The following is a 25,288-nucleotide window of genomic DNA, read 5'->3' as shown; positions in this document are numbered from 1 at the left end:
GCGGGCACCACGGTCGGGCGATCCGGTATCAGTGGGCCAGTACCGGTTCACCCTCCGCCGGTGCGGGTACGGTGTTCGGGATCAGCACCGCGGCCAGCACCGCGCCGATCGCGAAGATCGCTGTCGCCCACCAGAAGCTGGTGGTGTAGCTCTCGACCTGCGCCTGGGCGACGGCCAACGCGCCGGGCTGTTTGCCCGCGAGGTAATCGGTGGCGGCCGAGGCGGCGATCGTGCTCAGCAGTGCCGTGCCGATCGATCCGCCGACCTGCTGGCTGGTGTTGATCATCGCCGAGGCCACACCGGCGTCCTCGTGCTCCACACCGGCGGTCGCGCCCTGGAACGCGGTGGACATCGCGCCACCGAGTCCGAGACCCATCAGGATCAGCGCGGGCAGCACGTGGGTGGCGTAGCTGGTATTCAGTCCGATCTGGGTCAACCAGCCCATGCCGACCGCGGCGATCACGAATCCGGCGGTCACGATGACCTTGGGACCGACCCGTTGCAGCAGCAGCGGCGGCACCGTGGTCGACGACAGCACGATCGCGACGACCATCGGCAGGAACGCCAGGCCGGTGGTGATCGGCGAGTAGCCCAGGCTCAGCTGCATGTAGTAGGTGAGGAACAGGAAGATGGCGAACATTCCGATGCCCATCACGAACACGGTCATGTAGGAGCCGCCGCGGGTGCGGTCGAGCACGATGCGCAGCGGGAGCAGCGGATGCGCGACCCTGGCCTCGATCCACACGAAGACCGCGAGCAACGCCGCGCCGCCGATCAGGAAGGACAGGGTGACCGGGTTGGTCCAACTGGTGGATTCGGCGTGCGAGAAGCCGTACACGATGCCGAACAGCGCGGCGGTCACCGCGACCGTGCCCGGAATATCCAGTTTGGGCCGCTCGGTGGCGACGTGCTTGGCGAGCAGCATGACCGCGCCGACCAGCGCGACGGCGGCGAAGGCCAGGTTGACGAACATCACCCAGCGCCACGAGGCCCATTCGGTGAGCATGCCGCCGAGCAGCAGGCCGAGCGCGCCGCCGGTACCGGCGACCGCGCCGAAGATGCCGAAGGCCTTGGCGCGTTCGGCGGGTTCGGTGAAGGTCACCGTCAGCAGCGAGAGCGCGGCGGGAGCGAGCAGCGCGCCGAAGACGCCCTGGCCGACGCGGGCCGCGACCAGCATCTCGAAGCTGGTGGCCGCGCCGCCGATCGCGGAGGCGACCGCGAAGCCGATCAGGCCGATGATGAAGGTGTTGCGCCTGCCGAACAGGTCGCTGAGACGTCCGCCGAGCAGCAGCAGGCTGCCGAAGGCGAGCGCGTAGCCGGTGACGACCCACTGCCGGTCGCCGTCGCTGAAGCCGAGGTCCATCTGCGCGGCGGGCAGCGCGATATTCACCACGGTCGCGTCGAGCACGACCATCAACTGTGCGACGCCGAGTACGGCGAGCACCCACCAACGCAGGGCGTGTGAGCCCCGCTTTCCGGTATCCGGTGCCGTGTGATCCGTGGGGGCCGTGGCCCCACGGTCGAACGTGGTAGTCATATGTCCCCTAAGTCGGAATCGCCCAAACGGAGGAGATTCCTCCGGTTATCGTCATAACGCTAACAGAAGAACGGAGACATCGCCTCCGCTTAATCCCGCTCGTTGGTAACATGTCGGTGTGAATCCCGCCACGGCCCCAGCCCCGACCAGGCGCCTGCGTGCCGACGCCGCGCGCAATCAGCAACGCATCGTCGCTGCCGCACGCGCACTCTTCGCCGATCACGGACTGGAGATCACCCTCGACGACGTCGCCGAGCGCGCCGGCGTCGGCGTCGGCACGGTCTATCGCCGCTTCTCCAACAAGAAGGAACTGATCGCCGAGGTGTTCGAACAGAACGTCACGGAATTCGCGGTGGCCGCGGAAGCGGCGGCCGCGCATCCGGACCCCTGGCTCGGCCTGGTCCAGTTCTTCGAGTACGCCTGCACCCACCTGGCGACCAATCGCGGCTTCAGCGAGGTCATGCTGGAACTGGAAGAGGATCTCGAACGCTTCACCTCGGTCCGCGACCGCATCAAGCCGACCATCGCGGCCGTCATCGATCGCGCCGCCGCGTCGGGCGCGCTCGCCCCCGGCGTCGAACCCTCCGATTTCTTCGCGCTGATCAATATGGTCGACGCCGTCGCCGCCTTCTCCAAGCCGGTGAATCCTTCCACCTGGAAGCGCTACATGGCGATCGCCCTCAACGGCGTCCGTTCCGACGACGTCCCGCGCCAGACCCTCGACGTGCCACCACTCACCGACGACGAGGTCGAACGGGCGAAAACCTTCGTCTGCACCGGTCGCCGCAAGTAACCTTCCCGTTTCACCACGGGTAGCGCAGGTCACAGACCATCACCTACAGTTGGACATATGACCAACTCGTGGGTGAACTGGGCAGGCGATCAACGGTGCGCACCGTCGGTTCTCGCCACGCCGCGCAATGCCGACGAGGTGGCCGATATCCTGGTCCGAGCGGTCGCCGACGGCAGGAACGTGCGGGTCGCGGGCGCGGGACACTCCTTCACCGACACCGTCCTCACCGACGGCGTGCTGATGAACCTGTCCGCGATGAATCGGATCATCGATATCGACGGCGCGAACGGTCTGGTGCGCGTCGAGGGCGGCATCACGCTGAACGCCGCCAGTGCCGCGCTGCACGCCGCGGGCCTCGCCTTCCCCAATCTCGGCGATATCGACGTGCAGACCATCGCGGGCGCGACCGCCACCGGAACCCACGGCACCGGAGCCGCCCTCCAGAACATCTCGGCCGCCATCCATTCGGCGGAACTGGTGCTCCCCGACGGCAGCCGGGTGGAACTGAACGCCGAATCCGATCCCGACGGTTGGCGCGCGGCCCGGGTCGGCATCGGGGCGCTCGGCGTCGTCACCGCGCTCACCCTGCGATTGGTGCCGTCGTTCGTGCTGGAGGGAATCGAACGACCGATCCCGGTCGAGGACATCCTCGACGACCTCGACTCCCACGTCGACGGCAACGAGCATTTCGAGTTCTACATGTTCGCGCACAGCCCGCTCGCGATGACCAAACGCAACAACACGGTCGAACTGCCCGAGCAGCCGAGGGCCAGGGCCGTCGACTGGTTCGCCGATATCCTGATGTCCAACTACGCTTTCGACGGCCTCTGCCGTCTAGGCAAATGGCAGCCGGGTCTGATCCCGCTGATCCATCGCGGCGCCGCCTACGCGGGCAGCTACCGTCGCCAGGTCGATCGCTCCTACCGGGTTTTCGCCTCCCCCAGGCTGATTCGCTTCACCGAGATGGAATACGCCGTCCCGCGCGCGCATTCGGCCGAGGCCATCCGCGAGATCAAGGAACTGGCGAAGAGATTCGACACGGCCATGCCCATCGAGGTGCGCTGGGTCGCGCCCGACGACGCGTTCCTTTCCCCCGCCAGCGGCCGCGACACCTGCTACATCGCGGTGCACCAGTACCGGGGGATGGAGTGGGAGCCGTATTTCCGTGCCTGCGAGGCGGTTTTCGACAAATACGAGGGCCGCCCGCACTGGGGTAAACGCCACTTCCAGACGGCGCGAACCCTGCGCGAGCGCTACCCGGACTGGGATCGCTTCGCCGCCGTGCGCCGTCGCCTCGATCCGAAGGGCCTGTTCGTCAACCCGTACCTCGACCGCGTCCTCGGACCGATCTGACGGGCCCGTCGGGTCACTGTTTCGCCGCGAGCAGTTCCCGGACCAGTCGGGGCACCGCCGTGCCGATCGGTTCACGCACGACCTCGGTCGCGATCGCGTCGTAGGGTGTCGGCTCGGCGTTGACGATCACCAGATCCGCGCCCGCGTCGACGGCGATCGCGCACATCGATGCGGCCGGTTCCACCTGGAGCGAGGTGCCGACCGCGAGGAAGATATCGCTGGTCTCCGCCGTCACCGCGGCCTTGGCCATACTGCGCCGGTCCATCTGCTGACCGAACATGACGACCCCGGCCTTCAGCACTCCGCCGCAGTCCGGACACGGCGGATCGGCCTCGCCCGCCGCCACCCGCTCCAGGGTCGCGGCCATACTCGTCTCGAAGGCGCATTCGACACAGACGACGTCGAACATATTGCCGTGGATCTCGATGACGTGTTGCGGTGACGAACCCGCGCGCTGGTGCAGTTGGTCGATGTTCTGGGTGATGATGGACACCGGCCGCACGCGCGCCAGCTCGGCCAGCGCGATATGCGCGGCATTGGGCACCGCCTGCCAGGCCGGATTGTCGCGGCGGGCCAGCCAGGATCGCCTGCGCAGGTCGGGATCGGCCAGGTAGTTGTCGTAGGTCGACAACAGTTCGGCGATCGGATCTTTCGTCCACACCCCACGCGGACCGCGAAAGTCCGGAATGCCGGAATCGGTGGAGATACCCGCACCGGTCAGCACCCCGACCCGGCCCGGCCGCTCACGCCACTCACTCGTCATATCGAAAGCGTAGGTGGACACCGGATGACCGACCACCGGCCTTCCCGTCATCCCGCGAAGACCAGGAGCCTCACAGAGACGATGAGACGTTGCTATGCTAAATCTCTCATCGTCGTGCACCTGGTCGATCAAAGGAGATCACAATGACCGCGTCCACCACCCTCGAATCCGCCGACGCGCGTGATCTGCCGCAGCGCCACCCGTTCGAGCCGGGCACGCGCATGTGGGACGAGACCGGCCTGGTCACCTTCTCACTCACCGCGGGTTCCGCGTTCCTGCTCCAGACCATGGAACCGACCATCTCCGCGGTGGTCGACAAGCATTCGACCTTCCGCACCGACCCGATGGGCCGCGCCCTGCGCAGTCTCGCCTCGGTCATGATGTGGGTGTACGGCGGCGAGGAGGGGCTGGCCGAGGCCGAACGGCTGCGCGGCATGCACGCCACCCTCAACACCACCACCCCCGACGGCGTCCGCCACACGGCGCTGAGCAGCGGACCGTGGGCCTGGGTGCTGCACACCGGAACCTTCGCCTTCACCGAGAACGCGAAATATTTCGCCCGCCGCCCCCTGACCGACGCCGAGAAGGAGACCTACTACCGCGAAGCGGTGCAGTTGCTCCGCAATTTCTCGGTGCCGCCCAAGGAGATTCCGGAGAACTACGCCGCGTTCCAGAAGTACTTCACCGAAATGGTCGACAACCATCTGGTCGCGACCGGCACCGCCCACGACTACCTACGGGTGATCCGCTCGGTCGCGCCGCCCAAGCAATTGCCGCGCGTACTCGCCCCGGTCTGGAAGACCGCTGTCGCGCCGATCGGCAGGATGCAGTACTTCGTCACCGTCGGCACCACCCCGGAATCGGCCCGCCGCAAACTCGGGCTGGAGTGGAGTGCCGCCGACGAACGCACACTGCGCGTCCTCGGTCGCCTGATCGCCTACCTGCTGCCGCTGCTGCCAGAACGGCTGCGCTACTTCCCGATCGCCTACGAGGCGCGCAGGTTGGAACGCGACCGCGCCCGCCTGCGCCGGATCATCGCGCGACGTCCCCTCTGAGCGCGTCCGCGCCGCACCCCCGTCACCACGTCCGCACGAGCGCGCGGACGTGGTGACGCCGTTCTACGCAAACAGGACGCGCGCGAACGCGCCGACGACCGCACCGCACCTTCTCCGACGGTGCGAGAACCGCGTTCGACCTCCCGAACCGCCCCCACCAGCACGGCAATCCCACGGCAATTTCCGTTCGGTGCCCGGAGGTAACGCCAGGGGTGCCCGAGGTGATCGACACCATGGCCGTATCCCTTACGCTACGACAGCGTTTCGGCCCGAGCAGCCATTCGGACGACGCGTACCGGACGGCTGACCCGGCCTCACGGCACACCCTTGGTTTCGCTCTCCACCGAAAGGCGCTCGATGGCCCACACACCCAGTGTGCTGTTCGTCTGCGTGCACAACGCCGGACGCTCCCAAATGGCCGCCGGATTCCTCGCCGCGCTGGCCGGTGATCGCATCGAGGTTCGTTCCGCGGGCAGCGAGCCCGCCGCCACCGTGAACCCGGTCGCCGTCACCGCCATGGCCGAAGTCGGCATCGACATCGCCGGTGGGACACCGAAATTGCTGACCGACGAGGCCGTCGGCGTCTCCGACGTGGTGATCACCATGGGCTGCGGCGACGCCTGCTCGTATTTCCCCGGCATCAGCTACCGCGACTGGGTGGTGCCCGACCCGTCCGGCGAGGGGATCGAAGTGGTGCGCACCGTCCGCGACCGCATCCGCATCCTGGTGGAGAACCTCATCGCCGAATTGGTTCCCGCGCCCAAGCATTGATCCGAGCGCGTCCGATTCGTTCAAGACCGCGGCCCGAACGGCCGCTTACGCTGCCGGTATGACACCACAACTCGACTTCATCGGCATCGTGGTCTCGGATATGGCCGCTTCCCTCGCCTTCTACCGCAGGCTCGGGCTGGAATTCCCGCCGGACGCCGAGAACGCGCCGCACACCGAGGCGACGATCATCGGCGGCCTGCGCCTGGCGCTCGACACCGAGGACACCGTTCGCTCCTTCCACCCGGACTGGCAACGCCCGACGAGCGGCGGCCGTGTCGGACTCGCGTTCCGCTGCGCCGATCCGGCCGAGGTCGACACCGTCTACGCGGCGATCGTCGACGCCGGATACCACGGCGAACTGAAGCCGTGGGACGCGCCGTGGGGACAGCGTTACGCCACCGTCGCCGACCCGGACGGCAACGGCGTCGACCTCTACGCTCCGCTGGGCTGAGGGTCGCCGGAACCGTCCGCGAGCAACTGCCCCAACGACATTCCCGCGAGCTCCCGCACCTCGCGGGACAGGTGGGCCTGATCGGCGAAACCGGCGTCGGCCGCGGTGTCGGCGGGTGACACCCCGGTCCGCGCCATCGCGACGGCGCGCTGCAACCGCAGGATGCGGGCCAGCGTCTTCGGCCCGTATCCGAAGGCCGTCAGCGAACGGCGGTACAGCAGCCGGGTATTCACCCCGGTCCGCTCGGCGGTCGCCGCCACCGAGATCCCGGAATCCATGGCGGCCACGATCCGCGACAGCAGCGGATCGGGCGGACCCGCCTCGGCCGCCCGGTGCAGCGCGATCGACTCGAGCGCTCCCGTCCGGTCGGCGGCGTCGTCGACCCGGCCGGTGAGCGCGCGCACCGCGCGCGACGGCCACAGTTCGTCCAGGTCGACCCTGCGGTCGCGCAGTTCGTCGGCGGGCACGCCGAGCAGCGCGGGACCGGAACCGGGAAAGAACCTGATCCCCGCGTAGGTGGTGCCGATCGGCACATTCGGGCGGAACGCGGTGGTGTCAGGACCGGCGACGACGAGGACCCCCGCACGCCAAATCAGGTCGATACAGCCGTCGGGCAGCACGGGCGCGACCCGATCGCGCCCGGTCACGGTGCGCGTCCACAGCACCGCGCCCGCCAGCCGCGACGGGCGCTCACGGTAGGCGGGGGCTCGGTCCGGGTGACGGGTCGTCCGATCCACCCCACCGAGGCTACGGACCACCACCGACAGATCCCCGACTAATCTGAAGACACCCGCCCTCGGTTCGAGGGCGTATTCAGACATCGGACGACGCGGTCCGCGGCATTCCCGTGGGCCCGGCCGTCCGGTGACATATCGGAAGGGACCACTGCCGGCATGACCGAGAGCAACACCGGGGACGCTCCTCCCCTCGCCGACATCATCAACGGCGCACTGGAATTCACCATTCCCCCGGCCGGGAAGATGGGGGTGCGGGCGATCGAGGCGCGCCGGGGATACGCCTCGGCCAGTGTTCCCATCGAAGGGAACGGCAATCACTTCGGGGTCATCTACGCCGGAGTGCAGTTCACCGTCGCGGAGGTACTCGGCGGGATGATCGCCATCGCGACCTTCGACAATTCGGCGTACTACCCGCTGGTCAAGGGTTTCGAGATCGCGTTCGTCGGCATGGCGAAATCGGACCTGCGCGCCGAGGCCACCCTCGCCGAGGAGGAGATCGCCCGTATCGAGGCCGAGGCGGCCGAGCGCGGGAAATCGGATTTCACGCTGGAGGCCGTGGTCACCGATGCCGACGGCAAGAAGGTGGCGGTGACCAAAGGCCTGTACCAGCTGCGGGCCCACGGCAGATAGCGATCGGCGTCCGGTCGGACGCCGGGCACCGACCGCGCCTCAGTTCGGATTGGCCCCGCGCGGTGTCACGCGAATGTAGTGCGCCTCGTCGGCCGGGATCCTGTTGCCGGTATCCCGGCATCCGACGGTCACCTCGGTGGCGGGCTGCGAGGAAAAGGTCCAGAGCGTGATCCACTCACCGCCCGCGATTGTTTCGCGTTTCTTGACGTCCGAAGAACGCAGATCTTCGTTGCGTCCGGTGCTGTCGGTTACCGTGCAGCGCAATCCCGCTGCGGCGTCTCCCCACTCGGCGGGCGCTTTGATATCCATGATCGCGTCGGCGGGCACGACCACCGGCCGCGCGGCCCCGATCGCGATACGCACCCCGGGGCCCTGCTCCTCGGCGGCCTGCTCCGTCGTGCGCTGCGGCGCACCGGATGTGGAGACAACCGTCGAGGTAGCGGCCGTTGTCGAAGTATCGTCGCCGGAACATCCGGCCACCGTGGCGGCCAACGCGACGGGCACCGCCATCCAGATCAGTCTCACAGGTCAACCTCTCTTCGCGCCCCCGCTCGCGCGGTGGGCCGGATCAGCGATCGAACACAGCGAAAAACGTCTCGCGGGAAATCACACTACAGGGCCGGAGAATTCGCAATTTATCGGCAAATGGTCGATGACGTGGCAACGTTCGCGAAATCCGACAATTCGAGCGCACGCCACCGACATCCCTCCCGAATTGCCGGTCGGCCGCCCACACGACCCGGCGGCTAGGATCGCGCTGGTGATCACGACAGCGTGGTCGTGATCGCCTCGCATTCCGGCAACCATTCGTCTTGGAGAATCCCGATGACGTTATCCGTCGCATTCCACACGCTCGACATCACGACTCTCGACGGCGCAGCGGACGCCTATCTGGCCCAACCCGACGACGGCCGCGCGTATCCGGGCGTGCTCTTGCTTCCGGACGCCTTCGGACTTCGACCGTGGATCCGGGAAATGGTCGAAACCATTGCCGCGCAGGGCTATATCGTGCTCGCGCCCAATATCTTCTACCGCGCGGGAAGGGCTCCGGTGCTACCGGTCCCCGACTTCTCCGAACCCGATGCCCGCGCGAATTTCTTCACCGCGCTCGAGCCGCTGCGACAGCAGTTGACCCCCGAACTCGCACTGCGTGATCTGGGCGTCTACCTCAACCGGCTCGCCGATCTCGAACACGTCGTCCCCGGCGGACTCGGCGTCGTCGGCTACTGCATGGGCGGCAGGCTGGCCCTGCGCGCCGCGGGCGAATACGGCCCGAGGGTCGCGGCGGCGGCCAGCTTCCACGGCGGCGGGCTCGCGGTGGACGAGGCGCCCGACAGCCCGCATCACGCCGCGGGGAGCATCGAGGCCGAACTGCTCATCGCGCACGCCGACGCCGACCATTCGATGCCCGCCGAGCAGATCGAGGTGCTGGACAAGGTATTGGACGCGGCGGGCGTGCGCTACACCTCGGTGGTCTATCCCGGCGCCGCGCACGGCTACACCATGCGCGACCTGCCCTCCTACGACGACGGCGCCTACGAGCGGCATCTGAGTGACCTGTTGGGTCTGCTCGGTAGGAATTTGCCCGCCGAAGCCGCCTGACACCGGTCGCGCGTACAGCACGAGCGACCGACGACCGGGAGAACCGTGGAACTCACCTCGCACGCGGCACTGACCCGTGACGACATCGACGCGGCCGCCGCGAGGATCGCGGGCGGGGTGCGCCCGGTGGTGCTCGCACCCGCCGAACTGCCCGGCGCGGGCGAATCGTGGCTCGCCCTGGAATTCATGCAGCACACCGGAACGTTCAAGGCCCGGGGCGCGCTCAATTTCCTGCGTGCGCACCGGGACCTGGCGACCTTGCCCGAGGCCGGGGTGACCATCGCCTCCGGCGGCAACGCCGGGCTGGCCTGCGCGTGGGCGGCCCGGGCACAGGGGGTCACGGCGACGGTTTTCCTGCCCGCGACCGCGCCCGCGGTGAAGGTGGCGCGGTTGCGTGACTACGGCGCGCGCGTACGACTGGTCGGCGACCAGTACGCCGACGCGCTCGCCGCCTGTCACGAATTCGCCGCGCAGAGCGGAGCGCTCATGTCGCACGCCTACGACAATCCGCTCATCGCGGCGGGCGCGGGCACCCTCATGACCGAGATCCACCAGCGGCTGCCCGACCTCGACACCGTCGTGGTCGCGGTCGGCGGCGGCGGACTCTTCGCCGGAATCGCCACCGCCGCGCATCGGTACGGCGTGCGCACGGTGGCGGTGGAACCGCTGCACTGCCGCGCGCTCGACGCCGCGTTGGCCACGGGCCGTCCGGTCGACGTCACCGTCGATTCGATCGCCGCCGACTCCCTCGGCGCGCGCCGGGCCACCGGTCTCGCGGTGGCCGCCGCCCTGCGGACCGGCGCGCGTTCGGTCCTGGTCTCCGACGACGAGATCGTCGCCGCCCGCCGGATGCTGTGGGCCGAGCGACGGCTCGCCGTCGAACACGGCGCCGCCACGGCGCTCGCGGGGGTCATCGGCGGCGAGTCCGGGCACGGCTACCGCCCGGACACCGGTGAACGGGTCTGCGTCGTGCTGTGCGGCGCCAATACCGACCCGTCGGACCTGGCCGAATGACCCGTGGAAGTCACTACCCGGCAACGGAATCGGTTCGCTACCGGGCAACCGGGTGTTCATCGGCAAGACTGTTGGCATGACGAGGGACGCGGTTACGGTCGCACACCGATTGGTACTGGAGAAGTTCCCGCGGGCACGCGCGGCCTGGCTCGGCGGCAGCGTGGTCACCGGCGGCGTCACCAGCGCTTCGGATCTCGATATCACGGTCCTACTCGAGGGCGAGCCCGCGCCCTACCGCGAATCACTGCATCGCGGCCGCTGGCCGGTGGAGATGTTCGTCCAGACCGAGTCGTCGCTGACGCGGTTCTGCACCGACGAGATCGCGGCCCGCAATCCCACCACGGTGCGTCTGGTCGGGCAATCCGAGGTGCTCGTCGACGTCGACGGCAGCGGCCACCGACTGCGCGCGCTGTTCCTGCGCCTGCTCGACGCCGGTCCGGTTCCGCCCACGGGTGACGAAATCCGTTCCGCCCGTTACGGAATCACCGATCTTCTGGACGATCTGATCGCCTCGGACTGCGAGGACGAACGGTTGATGATCGCCACCGCGCTCTCGACCCGAGCGGGCGAACTGCTGTTGACCGGCTACGGACGCTGGATCGGGCGCGGGAAATGGCTGCGCCGCGAAATCCTTTCCCTCGACGAGCGATTCGGCTCGGACTGGGCGGTCCGACTGCCCGCCGCGGTACGCGCCGTCGCGGCCGACGATATCGGACCGATGGTGGCGTCCACCGACGAGATCCTGAGCCTTTTCGGCGGCAGACTCTTCGAGGGATACCGCACGCGGCCCGCCGACGCGCATACCGAGCATCAGGGCGTCCAGTAGGTCTCCGAATGAGCGGCTCGGCCACACGGCGCGAACCGCTCACGAGGTGCGCGATCCGCGCGGCCCCGGATGCTAGCCGACGACGGCGTTCATGATGGTGCCCGCACTGGTCGCGACGACGCCGCCGATCATGGCTCCGGCCACCATCTTCGGCGATTGCAGTCCACCCCCGGACCATTTCTCCCAGGCGAAGCGTCCACCGGCGTAGACGATCGCGAGGATGCCGGAGAGCAGGACGAACCAGGTGAGGTAGCGGACCAGTTGCATGATCTTGTCCGCCAGCGGCGGTGCCTCGGGTGAAGGGTTGCCGATCTGCGCAAGTACCGCGCCGTACGTGTCGTGCGCGGTAGCGAGAATGATGCTCACAGTCGTACCCCTCTTCGAATGTCGACGAACGATTCGAGAACGCCATCGACGAGAGTACTCGTTTCCCCTCGGAAACATTGCGGGGCAGGACATTTCAAGAAAGATGCCGACCGGTCGGATGGACCCTCGACAAATACATACGATCGACCGTATTCTTATCTCATGACAGTCACCAGGGAACATTTCACCGAAGAGACCGATCCGTACTGCCTGCCCGCGCTGGAGGCCGCCGCGCTCCTGTTCGACGCACCCTGGCAGCGTTTCGGCGTCATCGGTGACAGTCTGTCGGCGGGCACCGGCGATCCGACTCCCGGCTACGCGTCGATCGGCTGGCCCGACCGGGTCGCGGATGTGCTCCGCCGCGTGCACCCCGACCTGGCATATCTCAACACCGCGGTGAACGGCGCGACCACCGACGAGGCGATCGGGACCCAACTCGATCGAGTGCTCGCCTTCGAACCGGACCTGCTGCACCTGCCCAGCGGCGCCAACGACATCGTGCGCCGCTCCCCCGACTACGACCGGATCGAGCAGACCCTGCGCGGACTCTACGAACGCGCCGCGTCGACCGGAGCCCAGCTGATCACCTTCACCCTCGGAAAGGCCTACGACATACCGGTTTTCCCGGATTGGCCACAGCGCGTGCGGACCCTCAACGGCATCACGCGCGGGCTCGCGGCCGAATACCGGGCCGTGCTGGTCGAGATGTGGGACCACCCGATCAACGATCGGGCCGACCTGCTCAGCGCCGATCGCATCCACTTCGCCGCGTCGGGTCAGGCCGCGTTGGCCGCCGAAGTGGTCAAACAGCTGGCCCACCACCTCGAACGCGGACGTCGCGTATGAGCGCGCCGACACCGCGCCCGCCCACCGACAAACGACTGCTGCGTGGTGCGCGCACCCGATCGACGGTCCTGCGTCGCGCGGTCGACCTGGCCTCGCTCGACGGTCTGGAGGGTTTGAGCTTCGGCCGGATCGCCACCGACACCGGTCTGAGCAAGGCGGGCGTGCAGACCCTGTTCCGCACCAAGGAAATACTGCAACTGGCCGCCGTCGACCACGCGCGGGATCTGTTCATCGCGGCCGTCGTCGACCCCGCCCGCGCCGAAGCGCGCGGCGGCGAACGGTTACGGGCACTCGTCGAGAACTGGATCGTGTACGCCGAGACCCCGCTTTTCCTCGGCGGCTGTTTCCGAGCGGCGAATATGACCGAATTCGACAGCAAGCCGGGACCGGTCCGCGACGCGCTGTTGCGTGACCAGCGAGACTGGCGCGCGCTGCTCGCGAATCAGTTCCGCCACGCCGCCACCGCGGGCGAGATCGCGGAGACGGACCCGCAACTGGCCGCGTTCCAACTCGACGCGGTGCTGCTCGCGGCGAATACCGCTCTGCGCCTGGATGATTCGACGGTGGTCAGCAAGGTGCGGCGTGTTCTCGATCAGATGCTGCGACCGGCCGGGTAGCCGCGTCTACCAGAACGAACCGCGGGCGCCGACCGGCTCGAGGGCGAACCGCCGCGAGCCGACGGATTCGGGCTCGGAATCTCGCACCCGCTCGAACGCGATCCAGGTCCGGCTGTTCGTCAGCACCAGACCGTCCTCGGACACGGCGAAGGTGGGACCGCGGGTCAGGAATTCGATGAGCCAGAGATCCTGACTCTCCGATTCCGGCGAGCAGGCCATCAGGGTGGAACTGGGAGCTCGCGCGTCGAGGATGTCGCCCACGATATCGGCGTCGAACATCGTCGTGTTGCAGCCCGCGTGCGCGGAAAGCCTGCGGGTCTCCGCGACGAACCAGAGCGTGATCCGGGTATTTCGAACGAGTACGCGGGGTGTGCCGTCGTCGGTCACGGACACCGAGGCGTACCGCTGGCCCCACAGGGTCGGTCGATTCATCGGCGGGAACAGTTCCTCACTGACGGTGGTCGAATGTTCAACCATCTTCGGGTGGTCGATTCGCCACCGAAACCTGCCGGTCCGCTGATCGAACCGTTCAGCGCAAATTCTTCTCGATCTCCCGCGCGGCATGCGCGACGAGTCGGGGCAAACCGGGCGGAAAGCGGTTCGTCAGCGACATACAGCCGATGGCGGCCACATCGACGCCACCGTTCCAGCGGATGGTCGCGGCCGCGCAGCAGAGCCCGTTCGCGACATCGAAATGGTCGACGGCTACCGACCCGTTGTCCTCGATGGCGGTACGGACCCGATGCCATTCGGCCCCCGTATATCCCGGCGGCGGTGGCGCCGGATCCGCCCTGGCCGTCATCAGTACCTGCGCCAACGCGGTGCGGAACGCGAGATCACTGCCGGGGCCCGCGCTCAGGAACACATCGGCGCCGTTGAATCCGGTCACCATGTGGACCGCGCCCTGATCCAGCACGCAGACCGCGACCATCGATTCGGTCAGCGCGGCGAGCACCCGGCCCGGTCGCTGAGCGGCTCGTCGCAGCATCGGCGCGACCTGCCATTGCCGTCCGAGCTCGGCCAGACGCGACCCGACGAAATACCGCTGCTCGACCCGTTGGACCGCGCCGAGGCCGACCAACTGCTCGGCGAGCCGATACGCGGTCGCCTTGGGGATCCCGGTCGAGCGGGAGAGCACCGACAGCCCGCACCCGTCCGGACATTCCGAAATGGCCTGTAGTACTTGAAATCCCGCATCCAACACGCCGCGACCCGAACTCGGTGACGTGCCGAGCGATTCCCGCGCGGAATCCGAGACCATCGCGTACCCCCTCTCCGGCAACGACTCGTCGGCTCGACGCGGGCTCTCACCCCGAGCCACGCCGCCGCCGATGCGGGCAGCCTAGCGACTCACCGCGACCGCCCGCACCCGATGGCGGCGAATTCACCGACCGAAGTCAGTTCGGTCCTCGGGTAGTACGGCCCCATCGTCGCGGCCGGATCGTCCTGCGGAGCGTGCTGGATGGCGCCGACGAAATCCGGGGCGGGCAGCATATTGCGCATCAGCAGCAGCGTCGCGCCGTTGGTGGTCGGCAACCACGCCACACCGCAGTCCGCGGTGGCGTTGGCGGGCCGGTCGGCGGGGTCGGAGACGACCACCGTGAACTCGCCCGCCGCGTCGGTGGTGATCCCGTCGTCGGCGACACACGCCGACACCCGCGTACTCAACACTTCGTTGGCGCACAGCGACCAGTAGCGCAACGCAGCGGACGCCATGACCGACTGCCCCTGATAGGTCGCCGGTGTCCGCGGCAGTTTCGCCCTGATCACCGCGACCTGTCCGGCGTGCGGCGCGACACGGGAGGTCAGGTAGGTGTTGTCCGGATTGGCGAAGACACCGTTGCCGCTGGTCTTCGACCACACCCGGTAATCCGGGCCGGGCAGCGCCCGCGGCAGGTCGATCCCGCCCGACAGTTGGACCGCCGTCGGGTCGCTCACCTGCGGCGAAGTCGCGCATTCCGGCATGGTGCGCGGACCGTCGGCACCGTTGAGAGTGAACTCGGGCAGACCGGCGCCGCCGAGCGGGTCGAGACCGGCGTCGGGCCGGTACACCCGGTAGAGCACCACGGCGAGACCGGCGTCGGCGTAGAGCGTGTTGGGCGCGGGCCGCTCCGGGCGCGGGCCGGGCACGACGCGCACGGTGTAGGACCGCTGCGTGGCCGTACGGTCCGCACCGGGCAGGAACGGGTCGACGCTGCCCGGATCCGGCGCGATATTCAGATCGTTGAGCCCGTCGAGGGTCTGCGAACCGCGGTAGCTGGTGAACGAGATGTAGCGACCGCGCGGGAACGTGCCGCGCAGGGTGACGCCCTCGGCGGGCAGGTTCGGCACCGCCGTCATCCAGTAGTTCGCGAACGTGTCCGGCAACGCGACATTGACGGTGTCGGCGCCGATCCGCCTGCTCCACCCGCAGTCGAACACCGGTTCCGCCCACGCGGGCGCCTCACGCGTCATCGGCACGGCGACCGCGCCGACCAGCGCGGCTACCGCGACCAGGCCCCGCAGCAGATCCTTGATGGTGTCCACGCGGCCAAGTATCACCCACCCCGACCCGACGATCCGGTCGGGGGACCGTCAGCGGTCACTGTCGGCACAGCATCGTCTCCACCAGCGCGTGGGTGCCGATGACGAGCGCGATATTGCCCGCGACATCGGGTAATTCGTTCAGCGCGACGGTGACCGCGCGATCCTCGGCCGCGACGGTGACCGTGCTGAACCCGTGGATGGATCCGGTATGGCCCCAGGCCGTTCGCCCGCACGGGGCGGAGAACCGGAACAGCCCGAGCCCCGACGCCTCGGAGAAGCCGATCAGTCCGGTCGGCACCGTGCGCTGCATCTCCTCGAGCGACGCGGGCGCGAGCAGCTGTCCCGAGAGCAGCGCCAGGTAGAAGCGATTGAGATCGCGGCCGGTCGAGACCATCGCGCCGTCGGGCAGGCCCCAGGACGGATCGATATCGGTGATGTCGAGGCGGATCTCGCCGAAGCGGTGGTAGGCGCGCGGATGCGGCCCGTGCAATACGTCGTCGAACGGGAACTGCGGCCAGTAGGTGTCCGAGAGCCCGAGCGGCACCAGGATTCGCCGCGTGACGGCTTCTCCGACGGGCAGACCCGTCACCTGTTCGATGAGTTCACCCGCGAGCAGGTAATTGGTATTGGAATAGCCGAAGGACGTCCCCGGCACGGATTCGGACGGGTTGTCGAGACCGAGCCGGATCAATTCCGCCGGGGTGCGCGGGGTCGTCAGATCCTCGACCGACCCCTGTTCGAGCAGCGGCAGATAATTCGGGATACCGCTGGTGTGCCGCAACAGATCTCGCACCGTGATGTGCTCGCCGTCGCCACCCGGCCCGTTGACCACTCCGGGCAGATACCACTCCAACGGCCCGTCGAGTTCCACCTGACCTTCATCGACCAGTTGCAACATCACCGTGGCCACGAAGGTCTTGGTGATACTCGCGACGCGTAACGCGGCGTCGTCGGGGAACGGCTCACCGCTGGTCAGATCCCCCATTCCGCTGTCGTACTGATCGGCGCCACCGGGTCCCGTGTGGATCAGCTGCGCGCCGGGGACACCCGCCGCCGCGACGAGCTCGTCCAGTTCGGCCTGCCACAGCGAGGACTGATCGAGGGGCACGGCAACGGCGTGCGGCGCGGAGGAAGCCGACGAAGCCGCCGCCAGTACCACCATCGCCCGGACTAAGTACTGCCGCATCGGCATCTCCTGGCTGTGAACGCATGAACCCCCACGGGGGATATCGCCGTGGGGGTCGTCCGCGTTTACCGCCGCGCTCTTCGAGCACCTACCCGCGGACGGGACTCGGGCTCTCCGCCGGTGCGGCGCTCGGCTCCTCCGGCGGCGCCGACGTCGCGACGGGTTCGGTCGCCGCGACGGATGCCGCCGCCACGGGCACGGACGACGTCCGGCGCGTACCGAGCAGGAACAGCACCACGAGCAGCACGCTCAACCACACGTAGGTGTTACCGATGACATGCTGCCACGGCGTCCACAGCGATTCGCGCTGTTCGCCGTTGGGTAGCCAGTTCTGCGGCCCGTAGACGAAGACCGCCGCCGTGGCCGCCGTGACCAGATACCAGCCGAGCGCCCGGCGCAGCGGCTGCCTGGTGGCGTAACCGAACATGGCGAACAGCGCGGGCGCGATCCAGACCCAGTGATGCGACCACGAGATCGGCGAGACGAGCAGCGTGAACACCGCGTTGATCGCGAGCGCGAGCGCGGGCAGGTCGGCGGCGCGGCGCATGGCGGCGACCACGAGGACCAGCAGCGCGGCGCCCAGCACCAGCCACACCACCGTGAACGCGGGTTCGGGGACGCGCAGCCGGGCCAGCACCGCCTGGATGGACTGGTTGGTGTGGAAGGCCGAACCGCTCAGACCGTCGACATTGCCGAGTCCGCCGAACCAGTACTTCACCGACGCGTCGGGCAGCACCGCGAAACTGATCGCGGTCGCCACGGCTCCGGTGATCGCCGCGGTGATCGCGGATTTGTAGTCCTTGCGCACCAGGAAGTAGAGGACGAACGCGGCGGGCGTCAGTTTCACCGCGGCCGCGATCCCGACCAGCATCCCGCGCCGCCACTTGGGCTTCTCGGTGAGACAGTCGGCGGCGACCAGGGCCATCAGCAGCAGATTGACCTGGCCGAAATCCAACGTGGCCCGGGTCGGTTCGAGCAGCATGGCCAGCGGCGCGGCACACGCCGTGGCGAACAGCGCGAGCCGCCTGGCCTCGTCCCCCGGCCAGATCCGCCGAGCGACCACGTACAGCGTCAACGCGAGCGCGGCGGTGGAGGTCACGAAGAAGGCGAACGCGGCGGAATCCCAGGGCAGCAGCGCGAAGGGGCCGAGAACCAGCGCCGCGAACGGCGGGTAGATGAAAGGAAGCCCGATCCCGATGGTGGTCTGCGGCAACTGGCCGTACATATCGCCGCCGTCGCGGAGGGTTTCCACCCCGAGGCGATAGACCTGGAGGTCGATGAACCCGCCGGTGATCTCCTTGCACGGCCAGATCGGCATGGTCAGACACAGGTAGGCGAAGATTACGAGTAGCACCGGGAGAAGCCACATCACACGCCCGAAACGGCGGTTCGATGACTTCGACATGTCGACGGCGGCGGAACTACTCATCCGCGGCGACTATACCGGTGGACCTGTCCGCGATCGACGGGTGTCGACCGCCACGGCCGCCACGCCCGATTGCTCCGTATTCGCCCCGCCGGGTGCGGGCGGTGACGAACGAACCTCCGTGATGTGCGAACCCGCCGCTGACCGGCCCGCAGCGCGGTGCACGACACATCGGTGCGCGGCACCGGGTCCCGAGAATCCATCCCGCGACCGGTATCTTTCGTCCGATGTGCGCACCGGGAATCGTTCGATCCGCCCACGACAACGCCGCGCGAACCAGTCGCCGCGCGCTGCTCGGCGCCATCGGTCTGGCCGCGGCGGCCACGGTGTCGGCGCCGCTCGCCCGCGCGGTGCGCCCGAGCCGGGTCGTCGACCTCACCCACACGTTGACGCCGAGGCTTCCGGTCTGGCCGGGTAATCCGGCGCCGACGATGGTCCCCGTCGCCGGGTACGAGGCGGGCGGATTCGCTCAACACGCGCTCGCGATGTGGGAACACAGCGGAACCCACCTGGACGCCCCGGTGCATCGGGTGCCGGGCGGGGCCACCACCGATCGCCTCGCGGTGGAAGATCTCGTCGCGCCACTCGTCGTCATCGATATCAGCGCGCGAGCAGGCGACCCCGACGCGACCGTGACCCGCGCCGATATCGACAACTGGCAGTCCCAGCACGGCGCGATCCCCGATCGCGCCTTCGTCGCCATGTACTCCGGGTGGGAACAGCGCATCGCGGATCCGCGCGCTTTCGTCAACCTGGACGCGAAAGGCACCCCGCACGCCCCCGCCTTCTCCACCGAAGCCGCCGAATATCTGGTGACCCAGTGCGGTGTGGTCGGTGTCGGCGTCGACACCCTGAGCCTGGATTCGGCGACCAGTCCCGACTACGGCGCGCACACCGCGATCCTGGGCGCGGGCCGGTACGGCGTCGAGATGCTGGCCGGGCTGACGACGGTGCCGCCGTCCGGCGCGACCGTCGTCGTCGGCGCTCCCAAACACGAGGGCGGCACGGGCGGACCCTGCCGGGTGCTCGCCCTGGTCTGAGCGAATCGCGCGCCGGGCGTGGAAGCGACACGCCCGGAGTCGAAACGGCTCGCACCGCACGGTGAAACTTCATCGAGCCGAAACACGTGAGCTGTAGTGCAGAAACAGGATGTCCCGATGCTTCACGCGAACCCGTTCGACAAGGGGTACGAGTGTGAATTCGGGAGACACCGCGTGGGTGCTCGCCAGTACGGCGTTGGTCATGCTGATGACGCCGGGTCTGGCGTTCTTCTACGGCGGCATGGTCGGCGCCAAGAGCGTGCTGAACATGCTGATGATGAATTTCTGCACCATCGGCGTGGTCAGCACGCTGTGGCTGCTGTACGGCTACAGCGAGGCCTTCGGTGACGACGCCTACGGAGGATTGATCGGCGACGTCTCGCACGTCTTCCTCCGCGATACCCAGACGACGCTGTCCGGCCCAGCGGGCCACCAGATCCCGACCATGGCGTTCGTGATGTTCCAGCTCATGTTCGCGGTCATCACCACCGCGCTGATCTGCGGCTCCATCGCCGAACGCGCGAAATTCTGGGCCTGGATACTCTTCGTTATCGGCTGGTGCACCGTGGTGTATTTCCCGGTCGCCCACTGGGTTTTCAGTTTCAGCGGTTTCACCGAAACCGACGCCGCGGGGATATCGAGCAATATCGGCGGATGGATCGCCAACGATCTGGGCGCCTTGGATTTCGCAGGCGGTACCGCGGTGCATATCAACGCGGGCGCGGCCGGACTCGCGATCGCGGTGGTGATCGGCAGGCGACGCGGCTGGCCCGAGAGCACACCGCGACCGCACAATGTGCCGTTCACCCTGCTCGGGGCCTCCCTGCTGTGGTTCGGCTGGTACGGCTTCAACGCCGGATCCGCCCTGGGCGCCAACGAACTCGCCGCGCTCGCGTTCACCAACACCACCGTCGCCACCGGCGCGGGATCGCTCGCCTGGATCGTCGTCGAACAATTGCGTGACGGGAAACCCACGACGCTCGGCGCGGCCTCCGGGGCCATCGCGGGTCTGGTCGCGATCACCCCCGCCTGCGGATACGTCGACTCGCTCGCCGCGCTGGCCATCGGTGTGGCGGCGGGGATCATCTGCGCGCTGGCCGTCGCGCTGAAATTCACGTTCCGATACGACGATTCGCTCGACGTGGTAGGTGTGCACCTGTTCGGCGGCCTGGTCGGCACGCTGCTCGTCGGCCTGTTCGCCGACGAGGCGGTCAATCCCGCGGGTAACAACGGACTTCTGCACGGCGGCGGCCTGACCCAGCTGTCCCGCCAGGCCATCGCGGCGGGCGCGGTGCTGGCCTATTCCTTCGTCGGCGCGCTGGTCATCGCCTGGATCATCGACAAGATCGTCGGGTTCCGGATCAACGAGCACGAGGAATTCGAGGGCATCGACGAATCCGAACACGCCGAGACCGCTTACGATTTCGGCTCCGCCGTGAAACCCGTCCCGGTCCGGGCGACGCCGGTGCGGCGGCCCATGGAGCGAGTCGACAGCGAACCGATCCCGAACCAGCCGCCGTCCGCTCCCCCCGGGCGGGCGCCGATGCCCCGCCAGCCCAATCCGCCGTGGCGGCAACCGGAACAGCGGAACGACAGCGCACCGATTCCCGGAGTGCTGCCCGCGCCGGGGCCGAACACGGTGCGACGGCCTCCCCCTCCGGATCGTGGCTACGAGCCAGCGCCGATACCGCGCCCGGGACCCTACCGGCCGTCCTAGTCCCCGGGTCCCACGCTCTGTCGTCGCGTCGGGCTCGGGTGCTCGTCGTCATCACCGCGAGCATCGTCCGGGGAATCGCCCCCGGTCGATGCCGCGACTGTGCCGACATCCGGGACGGGTATGTCGGTGGCGCCGGTCTCCACGCCGTCCGTCTCCTGCCTTCGCCCCGACCGCGTGATCGCGACCCCGGCCAGGCACAGGAGACCACCGACGACGGCGAGGGGCGCGGGCGCCTCACCGAGCGCGATCCACGCCATCAGGACGACGAGGGCGGGCACCACGTAGGTCGTCACGCCCATATTCCCCGCGGTGGTGCGCGCCAGCGCGTACGCCCACGTGGTGAAGGCCACGGCGGTCGGGAAGACGCCCAGGTACACCATGCCGAGCGTCGAGGTCGGCGGTGCCGAGGCGACCTCGCGCACGAGTTGTCCAGCGAACGGCAGACACGCGACGGTGCCGACGACACAACCACCGGTCGTCACCTGGAGCGCCGAGGCGTGCGCCAGCGCGGGTTTCTGGACGACGACCGAGATCGCCCAGGTGGCCGCGGCGGTCGCGCACAGCGCGACACCGAGTACCGCGCCGCCGCCACCGCCGGAATTCGACAAACCGACGATCACGGCACCGGTGAACGACACCGCGATCCCGGCCAGCAAGCGCCGGGGAAATCCTTCCCCGAGGACGAGGCCGCCGAGCAACGCGATCAGCACCGGCCCGATATTGACGACCATCGCGGCGGTTCCCGCGTCGACGTGGCGTTCTCCCCAGTTCAGAACGACCATGTACACCCCGAACCACAGCACACCGGAGATCAGGATGCCCCGCCACGCACCGCGCGCGGGCAGCCCTTCCCCGGTCACGGCCAGGATGACCACCAACGCGACGGACGCCGTGGCCAACCTGCCGAGGGCGAGCGCCCCCGGCGAGAAGTCCGCGCCCGCGGATCGGATGAAGACGAACGCCGACGCCCACAGCACCACCGTGACACCGGCGGCGGCCAGGGCACGTCGATCGTTCGACCGCGCAGCTCGCACCATTCCCCGCACGCTAGAACACCGTCGAGGCGAAAGCACGCGGATTTTCGACACGGTGTTATGTTCAGGTATCCCGGCTCGTTTCGCTGACGGCTGAATACCGCTCGGACGGAATCGGATGTGGTCCAACACGTTCCGGTGACCGACGGTCGATCCGACCGATAACGCCTGCTCAGCCCGGTCGGCGTGCCGCCGGTCGGCGCCCGGCGGAGCCTCGTCGGCCGAGCCGGATTCCGACGACGGGCCGAGGAAGGCCGTCGCGGGCACCGGTATCGTCGGTAGCGCCAGCGCGCCGGGTGGAGGGACCGTGCGCACCCGCGCTCACCGAGGAACCCTCTTGAAGTATGTGCCCCGCCTGATCATGTTCCTGGCGATTCCCGCCCTGCTGTTCGCCCTGCCGTGGTGGACCCTGGTCGCCGCCCCGACCAGCGGTGCGAGCACCCTGTTCTGGCTCGGCACCGCCGCCTTCCTGCTCGGCTACCTGACGCTGCCGCCGGCGATGACGGCCGGGCACGGCGCGCGCCAATCCGATTTCGCGTCGATCGTCGGCGACACCCTGCTCGGCATCATGTGGGTGTTCTTCAGCTGGTCGGTGATCGGCACCGTCGCCGGATGGGCACTCGCGCTCGCCGGAGTCGACGATCACGCCCGGATTATCGCGACCGGGGTGTTCGCGGTCTCGACGGTGCTGGTCGTCTACGGCATCGTCGAAGCCAGGCGGGTGCCAAGGGTCCGCACGGTGCACGTCGACATCCCCGGCCTCGGCCCGAGTCTGGACGGTCTCCGTCTGGTCGTGATCACCGATACCCACTACGCCGCGCTCGACCGGCTGCGCTGGTCGGAGCGGGTCGTCGAACTCGTCAACGCGCAACAGCCGGATATCGCCTGTCACGCGGGCGATCTCGCGGACGGCTCGGTGGCGAAACGCCACCCGCAGGTCGACACGCTCGGCAAGGTCGAGGCGCCGTTCGGCCGTTTCTACATCACCGGCAATCACGAATACTTCGGCGACGGCCCCGGCTGGATCGACCACATGACCTCGATCGGCTGGCAACCGCTGCACAACCAGCACGAGATCGTCACCCGCGGCGGCGACAGCCTCGTCATCGCGGGTATCGACGACCCGACCGGCAAGGCCGTCCCCGGCCACGGCCCCGATCTGGACGCCGCGCTGGCGAACGCGGACCCGTCGCTGCCCGTGGTACTCCTCGCCCACCAGCCCAGGCAGATCGCCGACACCGTAGCCGCCGGAATCGCGCTCCAGATCTCCGGCCACACCCACGGCGGCCAGATCTGGCCCTTCCACTACCTGGTCCGGCTCGAGCAGCCGGTGGTCGCGGGCCTGAGCCGTCACTCCGACCGCACCCAGCTCTACACCAGCCGCGGCACCGGATTCTGGGGACCGCAACTGCGCGTCTTCGCGCCGAGCGAGATCACCGTGCTGATCCTGCACCCCGAATCCCCGCTGGCCGCGGCCTGACCCGGCGTCCTACAGCGGCGGCAGCGACGCCGATTCGGGGAAGACGACGGGCAGCGACGTCAACGCGCGATGGAACGGCCCCGGCCGCCAACTCAATTCGTCCGGCGACACCGCCAGGCGCATCTCCGGCAGCGCGTCGAGTAATTGGTCGACGGCCTCCTGCGCGATCAGATACGCGATCGAACTGGCCGGGCAGGCGTGCGGACCCGCGCCCCACGCGAGGTGGGATCGGTTGCCCCCGTAGCGATCCGCCGCGATCGCCGGATCGTCGTTGCACGCGGCGATGCTGATCACGACGGGTTGGTGCGCGGGTAGCCAGACGTCGTCGATCAGGATGGGCTGACGGGGGTAGCTGAGGCAGAAATTCGCCATCGGCGGATCGTTGAACAACACCTCGTCGATGGCTTCGCGGGTGGACAGACTGCCGCCGAGCACATTCCCGCCGAACCGCTCGTCGGTCAGGATGAACAGCAGCGCGTTCACGATCAGGTTCTGCTGCGGTTCGATCCCCGCCCCGTACAGGGTGCTGAGCTGGTTCACGATATCCATATCGCCGAGCCCGGCCGGATGCGCGATCATGCGGGAGGTGATATCCGCACCCGGTTCGGCCCGTTTGAGCTGCGCCAATTCCAGCAGTGCCGCGATGAGTTCCTCGTTACCCCGGCCCGCGTCGATGCCCTCGAAAATCGCGGCCATCCCGTCGGCCGCCCGTTCCGCGATGGCGGTCGGCGAACCGAGCAGCGTGTTCAGCACCGCGAACGCGAGCGGAAAAGCGTACTGACGCACCAGATCCGCCGACCCTTCGGCGCAGAACGAATTGATCAGCGGTACCGCGATTTTCGCGACGATTCCCTGAAGCCCGTACTGATCGACCATCTCCAGGCCCGCGATATTGATCTGCCGGAATCTGGCATGTTCCTCTCCCGCGCTGCGCAGCGCGTTCGGGCGCCATTTCATCATCGGCAGCACCGGGCAATCGGCGGGAACATCCTTCTCCCACGCGCGCGGATCGGCCGGGAAATGACTCGGATCGTTGAAGATCCGCAGCGCCGTGTAATATCCGACGACCAGCGTCGCCGGAATTCCCGGAGACAACTCCACCGGCACCAAAGATCCATAGCGCGAACGCATCTCGCGATAGGCCCGATACGGATCGGCCGCGAACTCCGCCGTGTACAGCGGCACGCGGGGACCGTCGTGATCGACGGGCGAACTCTGGGCCGAGCGGCCGCGCGCGGCGGTCGGAGGGGTTGTCATCCGCGGGAACTCCCAATGATCGAGCAGCAGGCACCGTGAGCGTAAGCAGGAGATCGGCTCCGCGCATCGGAATCGGTTGCGGCGATTCTTCCGGACGGGTGTTATCGCGGGATTACCGAGGTCGATTCCGTTCACGAATCGACGGGGGTATCTACCCGACATTCCAGACATTCGGCGGCGATTTCCTCGACCGAATATCGATCGCTCGTGATCACAATCCACCCGATGTTGTCATCCGATGACCGCACGATCCGGCCGCAG

Annotated in this window: 25 protein-coding genes and 1 pseudogene; 14 read left to right on the top strand and 12 right to left on the bottom strand. The window is 68.2% G+C overall.

Annotated features, from left to right (window positions below; translation table 11 throughout):
* Positions 1–28 precede the first annotated feature (28 nt).
* Positions 29–1,537, bottom strand: coding sequence for an MFS transporter (locus JZ792_RS11635; RefSeq protein ID WP_216909788.1), 1,509 nt, complete (start codon positions 1,535–1,537; stop codon positions 29–31).
* A gap of 118 nt (positions 1,538–1,655) precedes the next feature.
* On the opposite strand from JZ792_RS11635, the gene JZ792_RS11630 reads away from it, so the two are divergent.
* The gene (locus JZ792_RS11630; RefSeq protein WP_216909787.1) at positions 1,656–2,330 is read left to right on the top strand and encodes a TetR/AcrR family transcriptional regulator; all 675 of its coding nucleotides are present in this window, start codon (positions 1,656–1,658) and stop codon (positions 2,328–2,330) included.
* Positions 2,331–2,387: 57 nt separating this feature from the next.
* Positions 2,388–3,683, top strand: coding sequence for a D-arabinono-1,4-lactone oxidase (locus JZ792_RS11625; protein ID WP_216909785.1), 1,296 nt, complete (start codon positions 2,388–2,390; stop codon positions 3,681–3,683).
* Positions 3,684–3,696: 13 nt separating this feature from the next.
* Here the strand turns inward: JZ792_RS11625 and JZ792_RS11620 are convergent, their stop codons facing one another.
* The gene (locus tag JZ792_RS11620) at positions 3,697–4,446 is read right to left on the bottom strand and encodes an SIR2 family NAD-dependent protein deacylase (RefSeq protein ID WP_216909783.1); all 750 of its coding nucleotides are present in this window, start codon (positions 4,444–4,446) and stop codon (positions 3,697–3,699) included.
* A 143-nt stretch (positions 4,447–4,589) separates the two neighbouring features.
* Here JZ792_RS11620 and JZ792_RS11615 point away from each other — a divergent pair, with 143 nt between their 5' ends.
* The 3 genes from JZ792_RS11615 to JZ792_RS11605 all read left to right on the top strand — a co-directional run bounded on the left by JZ792_RS11615 (position 4,590) and on the right by JZ792_RS11605 (position 6,723).
* On the top strand, positions 4,590–5,501 hold the full coding sequence (locus JZ792_RS11615; protein WP_216909781.1) for an oxygenase MpaB family protein: 912 nt from the start codon (positions 4,590–4,592) through the stop codon (positions 5,499–5,501).
* Positions 5,502–5,858: 357 nt separating this feature from the next.
* Positions 5,859–6,272: an arsenate reductase ArsC gene (locus tag JZ792_RS11610; RefSeq protein ID WP_109528254.1), complete on the top strand. Its 414-nt coding sequence runs from the start codon at positions 5,859–5,861 to the stop codon at positions 6,270–6,272.
* Positions 6,273–6,330: 58 nt separating this feature from the next.
* Positions 6,331–6,723, top strand: a complete 393-nt coding sequence (locus JZ792_RS11605; protein WP_216909779.1) for a VOC family protein — start codon at positions 6,331–6,333, stop codon at positions 6,721–6,723.
* Here the strand turns inward: JZ792_RS11605 and JZ792_RS11600 are convergent.
* A complete protein-coding gene (locus tag JZ792_RS11600; RefSeq protein ID WP_308165253.1) occupies positions 6,705–7,460 on the bottom strand; it encodes a helix-turn-helix domain-containing protein in 756 nt (251 codons plus the stop codon). The two genes, JZ792_RS11605 and JZ792_RS11600, sit on opposite strands and share 19 nt — an antisense overlap.
* A gap of 156 nt (positions 7,461–7,616) precedes the next feature.
* Between JZ792_RS11600 and JZ792_RS11595 the strand changes: the two genes are divergently transcribed.
* Positions 7,617–8,090, top strand: coding sequence for a DUF4442 domain-containing protein (locus JZ792_RS11595; protein WP_216909775.1), 474 nt, complete (start codon positions 7,617–7,619; stop codon positions 8,088–8,090).
* Between the two features lie 39 nt (positions 8,091–8,129).
* Here JZ792_RS11595 and JZ792_RS11590 read toward each other — a convergent pair whose 3' ends face one another.
* Positions 8,130–8,600 (bottom strand): hypothetical protein, encoded by a 471-nt coding sequence (locus JZ792_RS11590; protein ID WP_216909773.1) that lies wholly within the window; start codon positions 8,598–8,600, stop codon positions 8,130–8,132.
* A 315-nt stretch (positions 8,601–8,915) separates the two neighbouring features.
* Between JZ792_RS11590 and JZ792_RS11585 the strand changes: the two genes are divergently transcribed.
* The 3 genes from JZ792_RS11585 (at position 8,916) to JZ792_RS11575 (ending at position 11,532) form a co-directional block, all read left to right on the top strand.
* Positions 8,916–9,692, top strand: a complete 777-nt coding sequence (locus JZ792_RS11585; RefSeq protein WP_216909771.1) for a dienelactone hydrolase family protein — start codon at positions 8,916–8,918, stop codon at positions 9,690–9,692.
* A 45-nt stretch (positions 9,693–9,737) separates the two neighbouring features.
* The gene (locus JZ792_RS11580; RefSeq protein WP_308165252.1) at positions 9,738–10,706 is read left to right on the top strand and encodes a threonine/serine dehydratase; all 969 of its coding nucleotides are present in this window, start codon (positions 9,738–9,740) and stop codon (positions 10,704–10,706) included.
* 76 nt (positions 10,707–10,782) lie between these two features.
* Positions 10,783–11,532 (top strand): nucleotidyltransferase domain-containing protein, encoded by a 750-nt coding sequence (locus tag JZ792_RS11575; RefSeq protein WP_216909769.1) that lies wholly within the window; start codon positions 10,783–10,785, stop codon positions 11,530–11,532.
* Between the two features lie 72 nt (positions 11,533–11,604).
* Here the strand turns inward: JZ792_RS11575 and JZ792_RS11570 are convergent, their stop codons facing one another.
* The gene (locus JZ792_RS11570) at positions 11,605–11,898 is read right to left on the bottom strand and encodes a hypothetical protein (protein ID WP_109528261.1); all 294 of its coding nucleotides are present in this window, start codon (positions 11,896–11,898) and stop codon (positions 11,605–11,607) included.
* A gap of 162 nt (positions 11,899–12,060) precedes the next feature.
* On the opposite strand from JZ792_RS11570, the gene JZ792_RS11565 reads away from it, so the two are divergent.
* Positions 12,061–12,744 carry an SGNH/GDSL hydrolase family protein gene (locus tag JZ792_RS11565; RefSeq protein WP_216909767.1) on the top strand — a complete coding sequence of 228 codons (684 nt, stop codon included), beginning with the start codon at positions 12,061–12,063 and terminating at the stop codon, positions 12,742–12,744.
* Entirely contained in the window at positions 12,741–13,361 is a 621-nt protein-coding gene (locus JZ792_RS11560) for a TetR/AcrR family transcriptional regulator (protein WP_216909765.1), read from the top strand. The genes JZ792_RS11565 and JZ792_RS11560 overlap by 4 nt, the downstream gene beginning before the upstream one ends.
* A gap of 6 nt (positions 13,362–13,367) precedes the next feature.
* Here JZ792_RS11560 and JZ792_RS11555 read toward each other — a convergent pair whose 3' ends face one another.
* The 5 genes from JZ792_RS11555 to JZ792_RS11535 form a co-directional block, all read right to left on the bottom strand.
* A complete protein-coding gene (locus JZ792_RS11555; protein WP_216909763.1) occupies positions 13,368–13,838 on the bottom strand; it encodes an META domain-containing protein in 471 nt (156 codons plus the stop codon).
* A gap of 52 nt (positions 13,839–13,890) precedes the next feature.
* On the bottom strand, positions 13,891–14,622 hold the full coding sequence (locus tag JZ792_RS11550) for a helix-turn-helix domain-containing protein (RefSeq protein WP_216909761.1): 732 nt from the start codon (positions 14,620–14,622) through the stop codon (positions 13,891–13,893).
* A gap of 89 nt (positions 14,623–14,711) precedes the next feature.
* Positions 14,712–15,887: a hypothetical protein gene (locus tag JZ792_RS11545; protein WP_216909759.1), complete on the bottom strand. Its 1,176-nt coding sequence runs from the start codon at positions 15,885–15,887 to the stop codon at positions 14,712–14,714.
* A gap of 55 nt (positions 15,888–15,942) precedes the next feature.
* The gene (locus JZ792_RS11540; protein WP_216909757.1) at positions 15,943–17,073 is read right to left on the bottom strand and encodes a serine hydrolase domain-containing protein; all 1,131 of its coding nucleotides are present in this window, start codon (positions 17,071–17,073) and stop codon (positions 15,943–15,945) included.
* Between the two features lie 88 nt (positions 17,074–17,161).
* Positions 17,162–18,502, bottom strand: coding sequence for a glycosyltransferase 87 family protein (locus tag JZ792_RS11535; protein WP_254189653.1), 1,341 nt, complete (start codon positions 18,500–18,502; stop codon positions 17,162–17,164).
* 224 nt (positions 18,503–18,726) lie between these two features.
* Here JZ792_RS11535 and JZ792_RS11530 point away from each other — a divergent pair, with 224 nt between their 5' ends.
* Positions 18,727–19,539, top strand: coding sequence for a cyclase family protein (locus tag JZ792_RS11530; protein WP_216909755.1), 813 nt, complete (start codon positions 18,727–18,729; stop codon positions 19,537–19,539).
* Between the two features lie 109 nt (positions 19,540–19,648).
* Positions 19,649–20,971 (top strand): annotated as a pseudogene (locus tag JZ792_RS11525) (ammonium transporter); the annotation flags it as partial.
* A gap of 281 nt (positions 20,972–21,252) precedes the next feature.
* On the opposite strand, the gene JZ792_RS11520 reads toward JZ792_RS11525, so the two are convergent.
* Positions 21,253–22,293, bottom strand: a complete 1,041-nt coding sequence (locus tag JZ792_RS11520) for a DMT family transporter (protein WP_216909751.1) — start codon at positions 22,291–22,293, stop codon at positions 21,253–21,255.
* 343 nt (positions 22,294–22,636) lie between these two features.
* Between JZ792_RS11520 and JZ792_RS11515 the strand changes: the two genes are divergently transcribed.
* A complete protein-coding gene (locus tag JZ792_RS11515; RefSeq protein ID WP_308165258.1) occupies positions 22,637–23,770 on the top strand; it encodes a metallophosphoesterase in 1,134 nt (377 codons plus the stop codon).
* Between the two features lie 9 nt (positions 23,771–23,779).
* On the opposite strand, the gene JZ792_RS11510 is transcribed toward JZ792_RS11515, so the two are convergent.
* A complete protein-coding gene (locus JZ792_RS11510; RefSeq protein ID WP_216909749.1) occupies positions 23,780–25,027 on the bottom strand; it encodes a cytochrome P450 family protein in 1,248 nt (415 codons plus the stop codon).
* Positions 25,028–25,288: the final 261 nt, after the last annotated feature.

Source organism: Nocardia noduli (genome assembly GCF_019038455.1).
Lineage (GTDB): Bacteria > Actinomycetota > Actinomycetes > Mycobacteriales > Mycobacteriaceae > Nocardia > Nocardia noduli.
This window is presented reverse-complemented; position numbering and strand designations above follow the sequence as displayed.

Excerpts from the sequence above, each read along its gene's own strand:
- JZ792_RS11635 (WP_216909788.1), bottom strand. The coding sequence starts at position 1,537 with ATGACTACCACGTTCGACCGTGGGGCCACGGCCCCCACGGATCACACG.
- JZ792_RS11625 (WP_216909785.1), top strand. The coding sequence starts at position 2,388 with ATGACCAACTCGTGGGTGAACTGGGCAGGCGATCAACGGTGCGCACCG.
- JZ792_RS11620 (WP_216909783.1), bottom strand. The coding sequence starts at position 4,446 with ATGACGAGTGAGTGGCGTGAGCGGCCGGGCCGGGTCGGGGTGCTGACC.
- JZ792_RS11615 (WP_216909781.1), top strand. The coding sequence starts at position 4,590 with ATGACCGCGTCCACCACCCTCGAATCCGCCGACGCGCGTGATCTGCCG.
- JZ792_RS11610 (WP_109528254.1), top strand. The coding sequence starts at position 5,859 with ATGGCCCACACACCCAGTGTGCTGTTCGTCTGCGTGCACAACGCCGGA.
- JZ792_RS11605 (WP_216909779.1), top strand. The coding sequence starts at position 6,331 with ATGACACCACAACTCGACTTCATCGGCATCGTGGTCTCGGATATGGCC.
- JZ792_RS11595 (WP_216909775.1), top strand. The coding sequence starts at position 7,617 with ATGACCGAGAGCAACACCGGGGACGCTCCTCCCCTCGCCGACATCATC.
- JZ792_RS11590 (WP_216909773.1), bottom strand. The coding sequence starts at position 8,600 with ATGGCGGTGCCCGTCGCGTTGGCCGCCACGGTGGCCGGATGTTCCGGC.
- JZ792_RS11585 (WP_216909771.1), top strand. The coding sequence starts at position 8,916 with ATGACGTTATCCGTCGCATTCCACACGCTCGACATCACGACTCTCGAC.
- JZ792_RS11575 (WP_216909769.1), top strand. The coding sequence starts at position 10,783 with ATGACGAGGGACGCGGTTACGGTCGCACACCGATTGGTACTGGAGAAG.
- JZ792_RS11565 (WP_216909767.1), top strand. The coding sequence starts at position 12,061 with ATGACAGTCACCAGGGAACATTTCACCGAAGAGACCGATCCGTACTGC.
- JZ792_RS11560 (WP_216909765.1), top strand. The coding sequence starts at position 12,741 with ATGAGCGCGCCGACACCGCGCCCGCCCACCGACAAACGACTGCTGCGT.
- JZ792_RS11555 (WP_216909763.1), bottom strand. The coding sequence starts at position 13,838 with ATGGTTGAACATTCGACCACCGTCAGTGAGGAACTGTTCCCGCCGATG.
- JZ792_RS11550 (WP_216909761.1), bottom strand. The coding sequence starts at position 14,622 with ATGGTCTCGGATTCCGCGCGGGAATCGCTCGGCACGTCACCGAGTTCG.
- JZ792_RS11540 (WP_216909757.1), bottom strand. The coding sequence starts at position 17,073 with ATGCGGCAGTACTTAGTCCGGGCGATGGTGGTACTGGCGGCGGCTTCG.
- JZ792_RS11535 (WP_254189653.1), bottom strand. The coding sequence starts at position 18,502 with ATGAGTAGTTCCGCCGCCGTCGACATGTCGAAGTCATCGAACCGCCGT.
- JZ792_RS11530 (WP_216909755.1), top strand. The coding sequence starts at position 18,727 with ATGTGCGCACCGGGAATCGTTCGATCCGCCCACGACAACGCCGCGCGA.
- JZ792_RS11520 (WP_216909751.1), bottom strand. The coding sequence starts at position 22,293 with ATGGTGCGAGCTGCGCGGTCGAACGATCGACGTGCCCTGGCCGCCGCC.
- JZ792_RS11510 (WP_216909749.1), bottom strand. The coding sequence starts at position 25,027 with ATGACAACCCCTCCGACCGCCGCGCGCGGCCGCTCGGCCCAGAGTTCG.